The following is a 15666-nucleotide window of genomic DNA, read 5'->3' as shown; positions in this document are numbered from 1 at the left end:
AAACCGGCATAAGCCCATTCTTTGATCAAAGGATTTTTCGGAATCAACACCGCAACGACGCCCAAAAGTTTCCAAACGCCTAGGATGGTGAGAAAGTAACCGGGATAACCCAATTTCAAAATGAATTCCACCTCGCCTTCCATCTTGAGCAATTGAACGATTCCGGTGGACAGCATCCCTAACGCGAGCCAGAGAGTAGAAATCCAATAGATGATGATGTTTCGCCTTGTCATAATGCGTAAGTTTCAATGACTCGCATTTTTTTGCAATCGTTCTATGCAATATTACGAAAGCGGGAAATAAGAAATCGGCGAATGTCGCTTAGACGAGTATAGTTGTGGTCGGTTTAACGGAAATAGACGACTGTCGTGGAAGCGTACGTTAGCCGAAAGAATTATGCTTTACGCCAGACAAACAAAGAACCATTGGTAATATTTAATATACAAAAAGAGGAAATATTAGTGATTAGAAATGTTATTATCGTTTTGCAATTGATACTTGTTACGAATTGTATCAGATATTATGTGAGACCTTTAAAGGAAAGTGCGGAAACTAATCTATCAATTAAGACTGATCCTAATAAAGTCGCATTAGTTGGATTTTATCCATTTAAAAGTCAATACATTGGCTCTACTGGTAGGACAATGCATTATGCTGCACTACTGAATTACGAGCATGATTTCAAATTCTCGCTTAAAAATATTGGAACGCCAATCGAGAAAATACCAGAAGCAGGATTAAATAGCAGCGTATCTAAAAAGAATGCGAATGAATTTTGCTCTAATTACTTACAATTAGTAAAAGCTTCCGGTATAGATGAGATATCTAAAGCAGTTAAAATCAAAGTGACCGGAGAAGGTGATCAAACCAAATACGAATGTGAATTGAAAAGAAGAGATGTCAAATATTATATCGTGGGCGTTTTCGGTCCGCCATTCACTACAGGAGGCCCATTGGCGCTAGCCAAAGGGATACCGACATTCTTTTTGGGTGCTTTTTCTTTATTCACTATCCCCTGGTGGACAGAAGGTCAAACTGAACTTACCATATTCGTATATGATGAGAAATTAAACTTACTGAAAAAATGGGAGGACACTAGCTTATATAACATGACGGTTGCTTGGTGGAACCCTGATTTAGGTGAAGGAAATTTATTTGGAGCGACGGAAGAAGAAAATAGAAAGAGCGTAGCAAATCGAATTCGACTATATGAACCTATGCTTATTGAATTCGAAAGAGAATTTCACTCTATAATAAACCCAAATAAATAAGAATTTATCTCCGGATTTGTTTCATTTAACTATCGAATCCGGACACTACATTCAGGATTACTATTGTAATTTCCACTGACCTTCGGCAATGTCTTTAGTCGTAACTATTGCGAAACGGTAGATTTTTTCTTTCTATCACACTTTTCAAAGCTTAGGGATCGGCAACGAGATTAAGCATTGTCGAACGTCGCCTAAACACACGCACGAACCGTCTCGACGCAGATTTCGCAATTCACTTCATTCTTTTCAAAAGAAGAAACTGAGTTTGAATTTCTTTTCCTTCCCAGGAAAAACCGGAACGATCTTCCATCTGCTTGAGAATGGAAAACAACTTTCCACCGTCCAAAAGCGCGCCGACTTCCAACACGATTCTACCTTGCGCATCCACTCCTCTTTCGTTCAAAGAATTCACGCCTTTGATATTACGAATCGACTGAAAGAGGTCGTTCTTTACGGAATCCTCATACGATACGTTTTCCAAAACGATTCGAATCGTATTGCCTCGCTTCCATTTTTCAGCGAGCTGTTTGATAAGCGAAGTCTTCATCTCGACAAGAAGTAGATCCAACGCTTTTTCCGAACCGTATTGAAGGTTGATGGCCGGTTTACCGCCTTGGAGATTTCCCGAAACGAGGGTTTTACCGGAAACGATTTCGATCAGCCGAAAATCGATCGTTGCAAAAATACTTTTCAATTCCGTTCCTTCCGCGAGTTTCTCCCCCTCTTTCGAAGAGAAATCCACGATCCACAACAGCTCTCCTCCGCTCTTTCGAGCCGCTTCCAAGACGGGAAAAAGATCCGAGTCTTTCGACCGCATCGGAATCACATTCAAATTTTTGAATTCTTCCCGGGAAACGTTTCTAAAATCGAAGCTCGGATATTGGGAAATCAACTTCGACTCAAGCATCGTCCGAGTGGAGTTTGTCTTTTCGTTACCGAACTTTTCCGAGGCCAAAAGAAGAATTCTCGGTTTTCCCAAAAGCCGATATTGTTCCTGAATCGACTCTTCCAGACGTTTTTCGTCCACAATCCCGCTCGCCCGGATTTGCATTCTATTTTTTGAATATTTCGTTTCCAGAATGCGATATCTTCTCACCAAACCGACCTCGGAGGTTTCCACGATATGAACAAGAGAGGAAGAATCCAAAAGATACGAACGAGATTCCACGTTCGTCCCCAGAACCTGACGGATCATTTCCATCTTCGCGTTTTTCTCCGCGTCCGACGGATTATCGCCTTCCGCTTCGACCTCGACATAACCGGGTTCGCTTTGTTTAGTCTGAACGGCGCAAAAGGATTGAAACAAAACAAGCGTAACCGTGACGAAGAACGTCTTAAAAAATGAAATCCTCATCGCCCGCCTCTTCTTTCTTTGCATTTATTTTCCCAAAGAATTTAAAAAACGTTTCAGGGCCGCCGTACTCGACTCCTGAAATCCTTCCGATTTAAAAAGAATTTCCTGTTTCGAATTCAGAATCAAAACCGTGGGCAAGCCTACGATCTTAACCTGAGAATAACTCGAAGACAATGGATCGACCAAAACTTCCGCGGCGTTTTGCAACTTTAGAAATTCGGAATATTCTTTCCCGGTCCTAAAATCGTCCCCTACGAATACGACCCAAAGAAGAACCTTTCCTTTTCCGGCCAAGGAAAGATTCGTTCGTTTCGTAAGATCCAAAAGAATCGGCACTTGCTCCTTGCAGGGACGACACGTCGAACCGGTAAAATTCAGGATCAAAACGTCCTTTTCGGAAAGATCGCTGAGAGAGGAAGAAAGTATGATTCTTTCTTCCTTGAGATTATAAAAAGCGAAATTAGAAAGGGGCTCCGCCGAAACGGTTCCCGTAAAAAGAATCAAAAACAAACAAAAGGAAAGAAATTTTCCACGAAACAGAGTTTCCGAAAAACGAACCGCGTTCGAAGTTTTGATAAGCGTTTTCATTCCGTTTCGATTTCCGAACTTCTAATCGGCTTTACGCCGAAAAGATTGTAAATCCTATTTTCCGGATCTCAAATAATTGTTTACTTTTCTTCGATCGGCGTTTTGATATTAAGAAGTTTTCCTTTTTTTTACGCAGACGAAATTTTCAAATCGATCGAACTTCGACTGAGAGCAAACGGATGTACGTTAGACTTCTTCTTATATTTTTTTCTTTCGTATGCACCTCGAGCGCCCTACTCGCGCAAACAAAGCCGTCCAAAATCTACGTCCACAAACTGAGTCCCGAAGGAAATCTCGGCGCGGGTTTGGAAAACCGATTCCGAAACGGAATCATCAATTCGGTTCTCAGAAACTTCGAAGGAAAGTATACGATCGTAGACGACGAATCTCTCGTGATTCTTTATAAACAAGTCGAAGCCCTGCAGAAGATGAACTGCTCGGACGAAATCTGCATGAAACAGATCGCCGACGCGATAGACGCGAACGAAGTGATTTCGGGAACGATCTCCTCCAAGAACGGACTCGTCTACGTTTCCCTCCGCAATCAGACAAGAGATTCAAAAACCCTAATGTATTCCATTAAGTCCACGTTTCAGATGGAATTCCCCGAGTTCCTTTTGGACTACTACGCTTCCGAATCCGGTAAAAAACTTTTAGTCAGACAATACAACTTCGATCATCAACAGGCTCCCGCTTCCGTAAACGGAAACCTGAGCGTAGCCTTTTTAAAGATCAAACCCGTTCCCGGAACGAACTTAAACTCCATGGAATTTAAAACTTCGGATAAAATCCTCGAAGGAGTTTTGGAGGAAGTAAGGGAAGAATTAAACGACGCCTCCAAACTCAGTCTCGCGAAAGATTACGCCGAGTCCAACGAAATCTACGAACGGATTTTAAAGGCGTTCAACGATCGTCTTTCCCAAGAATCCTTACAAAAACTCGAACCGTTTATCCGAGAAGTTCAAAAGAACGTCACCAACAACTACAGCTTGGAATATAAGGAAAAGATCAACGAAGCCGACCAAACCCTTTTCGGCTCCGGGCAACTCAATCCGGAAGAATTACAGAAACGTCTCAACGACTACGTTGCGTTAGGCGAAGAATACGGAACAAAAGTTCCCGAAAAACACAGACAACTTCAGATTCGGCAGAGCATCCAGGAACGAAAGGAAAAGATGGAACTTACGATCTTTTCTCTTCGGGAGAAGGAAGCGGATCAGGCTTATTCCCAGTTCGACTTCTCCCTCGCCTCCAAACTATATGCAAATCTTCTAAAGGATCTTTCTCTCAAAAACGAAACTCCCTATGTTGCGCTCCGAGAAGCGATCGAAAAAAAGTCCGATACCGCCGAAAAAACGGGACGTTCGTATTTGACGAATCGTCTCGAAACCTTGTATCTTCTGATTGAAAAGGAATTCACCGCGGAAGCCTTGGCGCCGACGGAAGACGAAAAAGAAACGCATCAAAACCGGATTCACGGCGCGTTTCGGGAAGCGATCGACTCTCTCGCCAAATCGGAGTTTGCCGCTCTTTTGCAGATCGATAAAATCAAAAAAGAAATCAAACGGGTAAACCAAAAACTGAAAAACCCGATTTCTCTTCAGGAACAATTGGATTCTCTTTTGCACGAAGGATTGGAATCGCGTAATCCCACGCAGATCATCAACAGTCATCGTCTCGGAGCCGACTGGGAATCAAAAACCGGCCTTTTCTGGGGTTCCGCTAAATCCAAACTCAAGGATCTTTTGGAAACGTCCGCGAATTTCGCGAATCCCAACAAGGAATTCAAAAAACTATTCAGCATTCATTTCCAAGGGGAAACGACTTCGACCTCCGACTCGGAAAAAAATACATTCCAATCTTCGAATATTCCAAAATCAAAGATCGAAAAGAAACGGATCAAACGGCAATTGATCTCGAAGGAAAATTCCTGGCAGATCTTCGACGGCAATTTCAACTGGTATCAAGCCAGCCAAATCTGCGATTCCAGGGATTTGCGTCTTCCCACCATCGAAGAACTCGAAGATTCGTATGAAAGCGGAGAAACGGAATCCTGGACGGACAACGGCGCGGACAGACGGTATTGGTCTTCCACGATTTCCATCGGCGCCAACGGCGCTTACAACTTGGATATCTTCAAAGGCGAGATCCGCTGGGATCATCTCAGCAATTACGCCGGGGTTCGCTGCTTGAAGTAATTCTCGCGAATAAGAAGATTGCGCGTTGTTTTCGGTGGACAACTCTCCTTCTCCCGTTGCAACGCACTCGCCTTCGCATCGCTTCAAGAATGTCCGGTCAATCCCGCACGCAAAACCTTCTTATCGAATTTTCCAACGCTCGTTTTCGGAATCGCGTCGATCAAACGGATGTCGTCGTTGTGAGGCAATTGCCAATTCGCAAAATTTTCCTTTAAGATTTCCAGCACGGATTTTTTATCCACGCTTTCCCCTTCTTTCGCGACGACGAAAACAACGGGAACTTCTCCTCGAATGTCGTCCGGTTTTGCGACCACTGCCGCTTCCAATACTCCGGGCGCCTTTAAGACCTGCGCTTCCATTTCGACGCTCGAGATCCATTCTCCTCTCGTTTTGATCAGGTCTTTTTTCCGGTCCGTGATTTGAATGTAAGAATTTGAATCGATCGTGATGACGTCCCCGGTTCGAAACCATCCATCCTCCGTAAACGATTCGCGGCTCGGATTTCCGTAATACGAAGCGGTGATCCAAGGGCCCCGTACGATCAATTCTCCCGGAGTTTTTCCGTCCTTGGGAATGTCCTTTCCTTGTTCGTCGATTCCTCTGAGTTCGACTCCCGCGACGGCCGGACCTTGTTTGGCAAGAATATGCAATTTTTCTAATTCTCCCAAATCGTTCATCGTAGTTTTGAGTCTGCAGACCGTTCCGACGGGAGATAACTCCGTCATTCCCCATGCATGGAGAATATGAATTCCGAAATCCTTTTGAAATCCTTCGATCATGGATTGAGGAGCGGCCGAACCTCCCACGATCATCGTATGCAGTCCGCTTAGATCGTAAGAATTCTTCCTAAGATGTTGATAAAGCACGTTCCAAATCGTGGGAACACCCGCGGCGATCGTTACCTTTTCCCGTTCCAAAAGAGAAGCGAGTCCGTGACCTAACAGGTGTTTGCCGGGAAACACGAGTTTGGCTCCGGTCATCACGCAGCCGAACGGAATCCCCCAGGCGTTTGCATGGAACATGGGAACCACGGGAAGAATCGTTTCCTTCTCGCAAACCCCGAGACTATCGGACATACAGATCGACATGCTGTGAAGATAAATCGAACGGTGACTGTAAACCACGCCCTTCGGATTACCCGTCGTCCCGGACGTGTAACACATTCCCGCGGCGGTATTCTCATCTAACTCCGGTAAGGTGAATGAATCGTCTCCGCTTTTCAGAAACGTTTCGTAGTCGATCGCATCCGGCAAAGGCGCCGCCGCGGTCGCTTCCAAATCGTCCATCACGATGAACTTAGGCTTCTTCTTAAATTCAGGAAGCAGATCGCCAAGGACCTTACTCAAACTCTTATCCACAAAGATCACGGAATCCTCCGCGTCGTTGACGATGAATACGAGCTGCTCGGGAAACAAACGCACGTTCAACGTATGAAGAACGGCTCCCATCGACGGAGCCGCGAAATAAATCTCCAGATGTCGATAGTGATTCATTCCGAACGTGGCGACTCGATCGCCCGGACGAACTCCCTGCTTCTTCAACGCGCTCATTAACTTCGTGGTCCGAGAATAAAATTCTCCGTACGTGTATCGATGAATCGATTCGTCGTTCATCTTGGTTACGATCGTTTTTTCCGGATGAACTTCGGAAGCCCTTCGTAAAATCGCGGGAACGGTCAGTTGATAATTCATCATCGTTGAGTTCATAAAGATCACCTCGGGCAATGGGCCGATTGGAGTGGAATGGGTTCGTTGGATTTTCAGAATCGATCGAAGTTCGTCAATAAAAGTTCGACCGATCGGAACTATGATTCTTCGGTTTTGAAACGGGATACAATTCGGAAAATAACCGTTTGACAGTCAGGTTTTCCGGTTTGAAATGGAATCGGAGCGCACGTTTGGAGTCAAAAGACACTTCTAAAAAGAAATCGGGTTGGTTGCTTTATATCGCGGCGGGAATTTTATTATTTTCGGCCCTTATCTTTTTAATCAGCAAATTCAATCGCACCGGACTGGAAGAAAAAATCGCAGCGGGCAAACCGATCTACTTTCTCTTTCACGCGACAGGCGACAACGAAGAATACGAGTTCGGTCTTTTAGCGACTCTCTTTCCGTCCAACAACCGCTGCGCTTTGTATTTCATCCACCCGATCACTTCGTTCGATGATCCGGACGATTCTTTGGATCTTCTCAAGTCGGGCGCCAAGTCTTCCGTCAAAAGCGCCGTCACCGATCTGATCGGAACCAAGCCGCATTATACGATTTCTCTTTCCGCTTCGAACTGGATTCGCATCGTCGATCTTCTCGGAGGGTTAAGCGTTTATACGGACAACAAAACCGTCCGCAACTCTACGGAATACAATCGCGATCCGGGAGTTTATACGATGTCCGGTCAAGACGTGTACGACTACACGGTTAAGATGGATAAAAAAGAGACCTTGGATTATTTGGAAAGAATTAGCCGTCAAGAAAGCGTCGTTCTTACCTTGTATGAAACTCTCTCGCAAAAGAAAGAATTCCTAACGACTCCGCTTCTCGTATTTGCGCACGGCCTCATCGAATCCGATCTTTCCAAAGAGGATTTCGTCAGTCTTGTTAAGTTTGCCAATTCAAGAAGAATCCAGTTCGGCATCGCGGAACTTCCCGGAGAACCGGCTAACGATCCTAAGACGAAAAGACTTTTCCTGAAGACGGACATCGCAAGAGCCAGAGTAGCGTTCCGAAAATTCTCCAAGGACATGAACTCCGACGTATTTGCGGACGCGGAATTTGCAAGAACGGAAGTGTTGAACGGCACCGAAGTCGCGGGACTTGCAAAAGACGTTCGAGGAATTCTTTCCGATAAAAGAATCAAGGTTCTTGCAGCGGACAACGCTTGGAAAAAAGGATTTCCGAAAACGGTGGTCATCGATCGTTCGGGCAACACCGCGATCATGGACCGCATTTCGACAGTATTAGAAAAAGCTGAAGTACACCACGTATTAAGAAAGGATCTGGGTTTGGACGCGACCGTCGTCGTAGGCTCCGATTACGAACCGAGAAAATAGAGACCGATGAGCCCTGCCCCAAAACAAAATCCGACAACCAAAGAAATTCTTCAGATCATCCACGACATCATGGTGGATAAAAAGTGCGAAGAAGTCAGCATCTTAAACCTCGAAAGCGTGAACAGCTATCTGAGTTACTTCGTAATCTGCACCGTGAACTCCGCAGTTCAAGCGAACGCGGTCGCGAGAGAAGTCAGAAAGACATTAAAAGAATATAAACTAACCCACAAGGAAGCCGACAAAACCGGAACTTCCGCGAACTCGGGTTGGACGCTTTTGGACTTCGGAGAAATCATCATTCACATCATGACTCCGGAAAAAAGAGAATATTATAATTTAGACAGACTCTGGCGCGACGCCAAGAGAATGGAACTCTAAAGGAGAAGCCGTTCCCTCCGGATCGGTCCGTCGAAAATGATCTTTAACTCAGCGGTCTTTATCTACTTCTTTCTAGTCGTATTGGCGGTTTGTTATTTTTTCGCGGCAAGAAAAACCTCCGTCAAACTCCAAAACGTATTTCTATTGATCGCCTCCTACACGTTTTACGGCTGGTGGGATTGGATCTTTCTGATTCTGATCATCTCCGTTTCCGTCTCGAACTTTTACATCGCGCTTCTCATCGAACAAAAAGAATCGCCGAAGATCAGAGGATGGCTTTTGTTTCTCGCAGTCATCATCGACATGGGAATGCTCGGGTTTTTCAAATATTATAATTTCTTTATAGAGAATTTGGGCGTCGCCGTAAAGACCTCGGCCGGACTTTTCGGCGTGGAAGATCCGACCTTATTCCAGGATGCGACCTTTCTTCAGATCATTCTTCCGGTCGGGATCAGCTTTTTTACGTTTCAGACCTTATCGTACGTGATCGACGTCTATTACCGCAAACTCAAAGCGGACACGAATCTGATCGACTTCTCCCTATTCGTCTGTTTTTTTCCGCAGTTGGTCGCGGGTCCGATCGAAAGAGCGGGAGACCTTCTTCCGCAAATCAAGGAAGAACGGAAGATCAATCTCGATCTTTTCTACAAAGGATGTTTGCTGCTTCTCGTGGGTTATTATATGAAAACCTACGTCGCGGACAATCTCGCGGAACTCGTCAATTTAGTGTTCCTCGACAATCCTTTGATTTACAAGGCCAACCCGGATTTAGCGGGAGGCCACTCCGCGATTCATACGATTCTTGCGTTCTTGGCGTTTTTCTTTCAGATCTACTGCGACTTTGCGGGTTATTCCTACATTGCGCGCGGTTCGGCGTTTTTACTCGGTTTCAATCTAAGCGAGAATTTCATCACACCGGAGTTCAGCGTCAACTTCCGGGAATTGTTCCGCAGATGGCACGTCACTCTCAACCGATGGTTCACTGATTACGTATATATCCCGTTAGGCGGAAGCAAGGTGAGTCGGCTTTATAATTTCCGAAACCTATTCATAATCTTCGGACTTTCGGGAATTTGGCACGGAGCGAGTTGGAACTTCGCATTTTGGGGACTAGCGTGCGGTCTTTATATCGTCCTTTATATGATCTTTAAGGAATCGTTCGAGCGTTTAAAACTCTCCGCAAAAAGCAGATTCCCGTTTTTAAACCACGCATTCTTTACGAAGAGTTTTTTCTTCTGGTCCTGTTTTTTCACTACGTTCATGTTCGCGATGACTTCCATCTTTTTCAGAAGCTACGACGGCCAGCACGCGAGAATTCTTCTTTCCAGCATTCTGGAGAATTTCTTTACCCTGCGCGGGCCGAACGATCAGATCAGCGTAGCCAATTATTTCACCGAAATCGTCAAGGTCATCGGCCCTCTTCTTATCTGGGATTATTTCCATTTTAAGAATAATTCAGCTTTCTTTATATTCGAAAAACCCGTAGTGATTCGGGTTTTGACCTATCTCTTTTTCTTTTACTGCATAGTTCTAAAAGGTGTGTTCGGCAAAAATGTCATTTACTTCGCTTTTTAAGAATAAGGTCGTCCTCATCGTTCTCGGAATCGTAATCGCGATCGAGCTCGTCGCTCGGTTTACGGAGATTTATTTTTACGAACATACGGAAGTCTTTTTAGTCAACAACGTCCGCAAGAGAATGGAATCCGGAGCCCTCGACTACAAAGGATTGATCTTCGGGGATTCCAGAAGCATGTCCTTGGTTCCTTCTCCGGAATCGAAAGTATATAACTTCAGCCTTCCGGCGATGGGCGCGAGATATTATACGCATTATCTTGCCAAATATTTAAAAGCGGGAAATCAAAAGCCGGAGTTCATTCTATTCGCGTCCAGTCCGGGACTGATTACGCGCGGATACGGAGAGCCGATCATCGATCCGACTCTCATCAAATACGTAAGACCGAATATGAGCCTTCCTGAATATTTGGAGAACCGTTTCGTTTCCGGCTTAACCTATAAGAATTTCGTTATGGAGAGCGGACCCGCTACCCTGCAAAAAACGGTTTCCGAAATCAACTGGAAATTCTTTTCGCATAGGATTCTTCATTTATTCTCCCTGGGAGAAATGATCGAACAATACAAAGGCCCCGAACTTCTCTACGTTCTTTCCGCTTCGATCCCGAACGCATTCTCCACATACCGTTATAGAAAGGCGCTCTTAAACGTTTTCTCATACGAGAATTACAAACCGGCCGAAGCGAAAATGAAACTCGACTGCGGTTGCGAAGAACTTTATACGCCTCAGTGTTCTCCGCCGGAAAGCAATTACAGGGACAATCGTTGGATTTCCGAAAAGCTGAACTTCCAAAACGGGGGTTTGAACATTTCGGATCGAATGAAACCGCAACACGCGATCTTATATCAGATGAGCCAGGAAAAACTCAAGGAAGAAGTGTTGGCTCCTTACAAAACGGAGCCGAGCTTCGACTTTGCGGCCTTTGAAGATTTTCTGCGTTATACGCAGGAGCAAAACATCCAAGTCGTTTATTTGGTGATGCCGTTTCCGGACTACATCCAACCGACCGGTTATTTTACGAAATTCTGGAACGCTTTCGAACCTCTCAAGACGAAATATCCGCACCTCAAAGTGATTCAGTTTGAAAAGCAGTTTATGAAACCGGAATCGTATTCGGATCAGATCCATCTCAACTGCGAAGGGGCGAAGGCCACGAACGAGATGTTTCATAAGCTGGGATATTAGAAAAAACATAGAGTCCCGACAAAGTTCGCTTCGATCAAACCTTGTCGGATGATTTTGTTGGAGTTCCTGCAGGGACGCTCGCAAAAATTCCTCTTGCAGATATGAGAATTTTCTGATATAGGAAAATTCTCCGATTTTTCCCCGCCAACCCACCTCCACCACCCAATCAGGGAGGGGCCGTCGTTTTACGGAAGATCCCGTAGGAACTCCGACAAATCCCTACCCGATCTGCTGTTTCAATTCCGCAACGTCCCGCACCGGAAGTTTACAGGAAAAATTCTCGCAGACATAAACGAGCGCGTCTCCTCCGGAGTCTCTCGCTTCAAACAACGAAGAAAGTTTTCTCGCTTCTTCCAATTCGTCTTCGTTCACCACCGCGACGACCGCGTTCGGTAAAAACGTCTTTTGAATCGCGGCCAGAAGTTCCTTTCCCGCGCCCGCATTCTTGCGAATCAGAACGATCTCCTGGGAACGATGTTTGTAAGTCCAATACGCGGACAAAAGATACGGATAACTCAGAGCATAGGAAGATAACTCTTTCGTAAAGTAATGAAAGATCGATTCCGCGATCTCGCGATAACGATCCGCATCGACTCCGAGTGCGGACAACTTCACCAAAGAGTACGCGAGAGAACTGTTCGCCGACGGTTCGACGCCGTCATAACCGTCCACACTTCTGCGGAGCAAAACCTCTCCGTCGTTTCCGGTATCAAAGAAAACTCCGGAAGAAGAACGGAACAATCGGATCGCCTCTTCCATCCAAAGCTTCGCATTTTTCAGATATCGAACTCCGCGTCCCGCTTCGAACAACGCGATCGAAGCCGCGATCATCTCCGCATAATCATTCGAATATCCTAATATACCGGATTCTCCGTCCCGATGACGACGCAGGATGCGCCCGTTTCGATCGATCAGATTTTTTTCCAGAAACGAATACGTTTCCTCGGCAAGACGTAAGAATTCTTCGTTCCCGAACGCGGCTCCGGCCTTGACGAGCGCTTTGATATAAAGTCCGTTCCAAGAAGTGAGAATCTTATCGTCGCGCAACGGACGGACTCGTTTGCTTCTCCGCTCCAAAAGTTTTTTTCGGCCGCTTTCCAAAACGGAATCGATTCGTTTCAATTCGTCTTCGGTGAGATCCGCGGTCGCGGCGCGATACCGTTCATGCAGAATATTCTTCCCTTCGAAGTTTCCCTTTTCCGTTACGTTCCAATATTTTTCCAACAAGGGAGAATCCTCTCCGCAGACTTCTCGAAACTCGGATAAATCCCAGATATAAAAAAGACCTTCTTCTCCTTCCGAATCCGCGTCCTCCGCGCTGCAGATTCCTCCTCCCGCCATTCTCATGTCGCGATGCAGATACGAAATCACGTCGAGCGCGAACGAACCCGCGGGAATCTTTTTAGAAACCTGAGAGGCTTCCACCAGCGTTTCCAAAAACAAAGAATTGTCATAGAGCATCTTCTCGAAATGCGGAACCAGCCAGTGATGATCCGTGGAATAACGACACAATCCGCCGCCCACCTGATCGTAGATTCCGCCCTGTTTCATCGCTAAAAGCGTGTTTTCGGCCATTTCCAGAGCCCTTGGATTTCCGGAAGAATGATAATACCGAAGCAGAAACGAAAGCCCCATACTCGGCGGAAATTTATTGACATGATTGGTTTTGAACCCGCCGAACTGAGCGTCGTAATAACTTTCGTAGAGAGAAAAACCCGTATCAAAACAATTTTCCGGAGGCAGATCGCCTTCCGTTTTTTCGGCTGCCCGCCCTTCTCCGGATTCCTTTAAATAATCCGAAAGTTCGGACGAAGCCTTGATCAATTCCTGACGCTTTTCGTTCCAGACCTGTTGAATGACATTCAAAACTTCTAAAAAACTCTTTCTCCCATAGCGCGGCTCGGGCGGGAAATACGTCCCTCCCGTAATCGGCTTTCCGTCCGGAGTCAAAAAGATATTGAGCGGCCAGCCTCCCTGTTGGTCCATCGCGTGCAACGCGTCCATGTAGATCCGATCGATGTCCGGTCTTTCTTCCCGATCCACTTTGATCGACACATAATGTGCATTGAGATAATCCGCGATCGTTTGATTTTCAAAGGATTCGCGTTCCATCACGTGACACCAATGACAAGTCGCATAACCTATCGATAAGAAAATAAGTTTGTCTTGGTCTCTTGCCTTGGTTAAGGCTTCCTCACCCCAAGGAAACCAATCAACCGGGTTGTTCGCATGTTGTTGGAGGTACGGACTTTTTTCTTTGGATAGCCGATTGGGCTGATTGGAATTTAATTTCATTGAATTGTTCTCTTTTGGACTCGCAAAATCCATTTTTCGATTTGTAAAAAACTTCCTACATTCAACCATGTCCATTAAGTAGGCACTTACATGGACCACAAAAAGGAAAGGACTCGCAGAAAATTCAGAAACCTTCTCATTTTCGGAACCATCCTTTTTGCAGTAACGCAGCCTAGAATCGGCGAGGATATTCTACCCGAAGAAACCTACGCAGAAGAAGAAAAAAAATCTTCCGCAGGGAACCTGAACGATTCTAGAAAGGTACTGCGCCTTACCCTCAAAGAAGCGGTCAATCACGTTCTTGAAAAGAACATTACGATCCAAAACGCCAAGATGGAATACGTTAAGGCGGACGGCGCGGAACTCAAGAACGAATCCCAATTCACCTGGAATTTAATCGGCGGAATCACGGTCTTCAAAACGACTCTTCCAAATAACCGAAACAACATCTTTTTAGGAACGAGACAAAGTCAGGATAAAATCAGCGTCGGTGTTGAGAAGAATTTCAAAACCGGAACGTATGCAAAATTAGAAGCGAGCACAACCCGTTTCGATACGAGCGCCTTCGAAGATCCGGTGACGACTCCTTCCAATTTAAGCTTTTTAGCGATTCCCCCGCAGTACACGAGCGCGTTGACCCTTACTCTGAGTCAGGAAATTCTGAAATACAGTTTTGGAAAGACGCAAAAAGAAAGAGAAGCCATCATAAGACAAAACACGGTGATCAAACGGGAAGAATTGGTCTTTATTCTTTCCCAGCTCGTCGTCCAAACTTTGGTTCAATACTGGAGTTTGAATATTTACGATTCCAACGTGAAAACCTTGGAAGATCTGCAATCCAACACAAAGAACATCCGCGATTTGACCGCGAGAAAGCGCAATCTCGGCCTTTCCGAAGGCTTCGAAGTCAATCTCTGGAGTTCCATTCTTTCTCAAACCGCAGGGAATTTGGAAAAGGCGAAGGTTTCCAGAAAAGAAGCGGAACGGAATTTAATCCGTATTTTAAACGCCGACCCTACTTCTAAAATCGAAGGCGTTACCGATCTGCAAGAGAACGTTCCAACCGACTTTAACGTGGAAAAGGATTATCTTTACGCGCTCGAACATAGAACCGATCTGAAAAACCTCCGCAAACAAAGAGAGATCGCCGAACTCAATCTGAAAATCAAAGAAGCGGAAGACATGCCTTCTTTGAAACTTTCCGGGGCATATTCTACGAGAGGACAGAACATCGTTTCTCCTCAGCAAAACGTAACCGATACCAACCGAGGAATCGCTTCCTTCAAGTATCCCGAGGCGTATGCCGCGTTCCAATTTTCGTATCCGCTTTGGGATAAAGGGATCAAAGCCGATATCCGCAATGCCAGAATGGATGTGGAAAACTTGGAGAAAAAAGAAGCGGAACTCAAACTCTCCATCAAAGAAGAATTAGAAAACCGCTATGCCGCGATTCAATCGGGTAAGGATATCTTCGAGGGCGCGAAAAAAAGAAAGGAAGAAGCCAACAAATTCTACAGAGGCCTTTCCGAACGTTTTCGCCAAGGAAGATTTACCGCAGTCGCCGTGAAAAACGCTTTGGACAACGTGATCCAATCCGAATTACAGGTTACGCAAGCTAAGATTCAGATGAACATCGACATTCTCCGTTACGAACTCGCAAAGAATCATATCTTTGAGAAGTTCGGAGTGAACGTAAACGATATCATCGATCGTATGTTGAAGATGGCGGACCCCGCTCAACTCGAAGCCGCAGCAGCAGCCTCCGGACAGAAATAACT

At 45.5% G+C, this 15666-nt stretch carries 12 protein-coding genes (1 of these 12 only partly in view); 7 read left to right on the top strand and 5 right to left on the bottom strand.

What is annotated here, in order from left to right; translation table 11 throughout:
- Positions 1-233 carry the 5' portion of a DoxX family protein gene (locus DLM76_RS09495; RefSeq protein ID WP_118965054.1) on the bottom strand. 151 nt of this gene lie to the left of the window's left edge, so only the first 233 of its 384 coding nucleotides appear in the window; the start codon lies at positions 231-233; the stop codon falls past the left edge of the window.
- Between the two features lie 135 nt (positions 234-368).
- Here DLM76_RS09495 and DLM76_RS09490 point away from each other — a divergent pair, with 135 nt between their 5' ends.
- On the top strand, positions 369-1271 hold the full coding sequence (locus DLM76_RS09490) for an Lp29 family lipoprotein (protein WP_118965053.1): 903 nt from the start codon (positions 369-371) through the stop codon (positions 1269-1271).
- Between the two features lie 232 nt (positions 1272-1503).
- On the opposite strand, the gene DLM76_RS09485 is transcribed toward DLM76_RS09490, so the two are convergent.
- Together DLM76_RS09485 and DLM76_RS09480 are read right to left on the bottom strand one after the other, a co-directional pair.
- The gene (locus DLM76_RS09485) at positions 1504-2625 is read right to left on the bottom strand and encodes a hypothetical protein (RefSeq protein ID WP_147455789.1); all 1122 of its coding nucleotides are present in this window, start codon (positions 2623-2625) and stop codon (positions 1504-1506) included.
- A gap of 24 nt (positions 2626-2649) precedes the next feature.
- Positions 2650-3213 carry a TlpA family protein disulfide reductase gene (locus tag DLM76_RS09480; protein WP_118965051.1) on the bottom strand — a complete coding sequence of 188 codons (564 nt, stop codon included), beginning with the start codon at positions 3211-3213 and terminating at the stop codon, positions 2650-2652.
- Positions 3214-3392: 179 nt separating this feature from the next.
- On the opposite strand from DLM76_RS09480, the gene DLM76_RS09475 reads away from it, so the two are divergent.
- Positions 3393-5411, top strand: coding sequence for an Lcl C-terminal domain-containing protein (locus DLM76_RS09475; protein WP_118965050.1), 2019 nt, complete (start codon positions 3393-3395; stop codon positions 5409-5411).
- Between the two features lie 83 nt (positions 5412-5494).
- On the opposite strand, the gene DLM76_RS09470 is transcribed toward DLM76_RS09475, so the two are convergent.
- Complete coding sequence (locus DLM76_RS09470; protein ID WP_118965049.1) at positions 5495-7117, bottom strand: long-chain fatty acid--CoA ligase; 1623 nt, start codon at positions 7115-7117, stop codon at positions 5495-5497.
- Positions 7118-7263: 146 nt separating this feature from the next.
- Here DLM76_RS09470 and DLM76_RS09465 point away from each other — a divergent pair, with 146 nt between their 5' ends.
- The 4 genes from DLM76_RS09465 to DLM76_RS09450 are packed head-to-tail and all read left to right on the top strand — an operon-like array spanning position 7264 to position 11593.
- The gene (locus DLM76_RS09465) at positions 7264-8457 is read left to right on the top strand and encodes an LCP family protein (RefSeq protein ID WP_118955565.1); all 1194 of its coding nucleotides are present in this window, start codon (positions 7264-7266) and stop codon (positions 8455-8457) included.
- Positions 8458-8463: 6 nt separating this feature from the next.
- Positions 8464-8835, top strand: coding sequence for a ribosome silencing factor (gene rsfS / locus DLM76_RS09460; RefSeq protein WP_118955566.1), 372 nt, complete (start codon positions 8464-8466; stop codon positions 8833-8835).
- Positions 8836-8871: 36 nt separating this feature from the next.
- Positions 8872-10410, top strand: a complete 1539-nt coding sequence (locus DLM76_RS09455) for an MBOAT family O-acyltransferase (RefSeq protein ID WP_118965048.1) — start codon at positions 8872-8874, stop codon at positions 10408-10410.
- A complete protein-coding gene (locus DLM76_RS09450) occupies positions 10388-11593 on the top strand; it encodes a hypothetical protein (RefSeq protein ID WP_118965047.1) in 1206 nt (401 codons plus the stop codon). The genes DLM76_RS09455 and DLM76_RS09450 overlap by 23 nt, the downstream gene beginning before the upstream one ends.
- Positions 11594-11812: 219 nt before the next feature.
- Here DLM76_RS09450 and DLM76_RS09445 read toward each other — a convergent pair whose 3' ends face one another.
- On the bottom strand, positions 11813-13957 hold the full coding sequence (locus DLM76_RS09445) for a thioredoxin domain-containing protein (protein ID WP_118965267.1): 2145 nt from the start codon (positions 13955-13957) through the stop codon (positions 11813-11815).
- Between the two features lie 21 nt (positions 13958-13978).
- Here DLM76_RS09445 and DLM76_RS09440 point away from each other — a divergent pair, with 21 nt between their 5' ends.
- Positions 13979-15664: a TolC family protein gene (locus tag DLM76_RS09440; protein WP_118965046.1), complete on the top strand. Its 1686-nt coding sequence runs from the start codon at positions 13979-13981 to the stop codon at positions 15662-15664.
- The last annotated feature ends 2 nt before the right edge of the window (positions 15665-15666 follow it).

The organism is Leptospira yasudae (assembly GCF_003545925.1).
GTDB classification, from domain to species: domain Bacteria; phylum Spirochaetota; class Leptospiria; order Leptospirales; family Leptospiraceae; genus Leptospira; species Leptospira yasudae.
Note: the sequence above shows the minus strand (reverse complement) of the source record. Positions and strands in the feature narration are given on the sequence as shown.

Bases quoted from the DNA above. Each gene is read 5' to 3' on its own strand.
- DLM76_RS09485 (WP_147455789.1), bottom strand. From the start codon at position 2,625: ATGAGGATTTCATTTTTTAAGACGTTCTTCGTCACGGTTACGCTTGTT.
- DLM76_RS09445 (WP_118965267.1), bottom strand. From the start codon at position 13,957: ATGGTTGAATGTAGGAAGTTTTTTACAAATCGAAAAATGGATTTTGCG.
- rsfS (WP_118955566.1), top strand. From the start codon at position 8,464: ATGAGCCCTGCCCCAAAACAAAATCCGACAACCAAAGAAATTCTTCAG.
- DLM76_RS09480 (WP_118965051.1), bottom strand. From the start codon at position 3,213: ATGAAAACGCTTATCAAAACTTCGAACGCGGTTCGTTTTTCGGAAACT.
- DLM76_RS09455 (WP_118965048.1), top strand. From the start codon at position 8,872: ATGATCTTTAACTCAGCGGTCTTTATCTACTTCTTTCTAGTCGTATTG.
- DLM76_RS09475 (WP_118965050.1), top strand. From the start codon at position 3,393: ATGTACGTTAGACTTCTTCTTATATTTTTTTCTTTCGTATGCACCTCG.
- DLM76_RS09450 (WP_118965047.1), top strand. From the start codon at position 10,388: ATGTCATTTACTTCGCTTTTTAAGAATAAGGTCGTCCTCATCGTTCTC.
- DLM76_RS09440 (WP_118965046.1), top strand. From the start codon at position 13,979: ATGGACCACAAAAAGGAAAGGACTCGCAGAAAATTCAGAAACCTTCTC.
- DLM76_RS09470 (WP_118965049.1), bottom strand. From the start codon at position 7,117: ATGAACTCAACGATGATGAATTATCAACTGACCGTTCCCGCGATTTTA.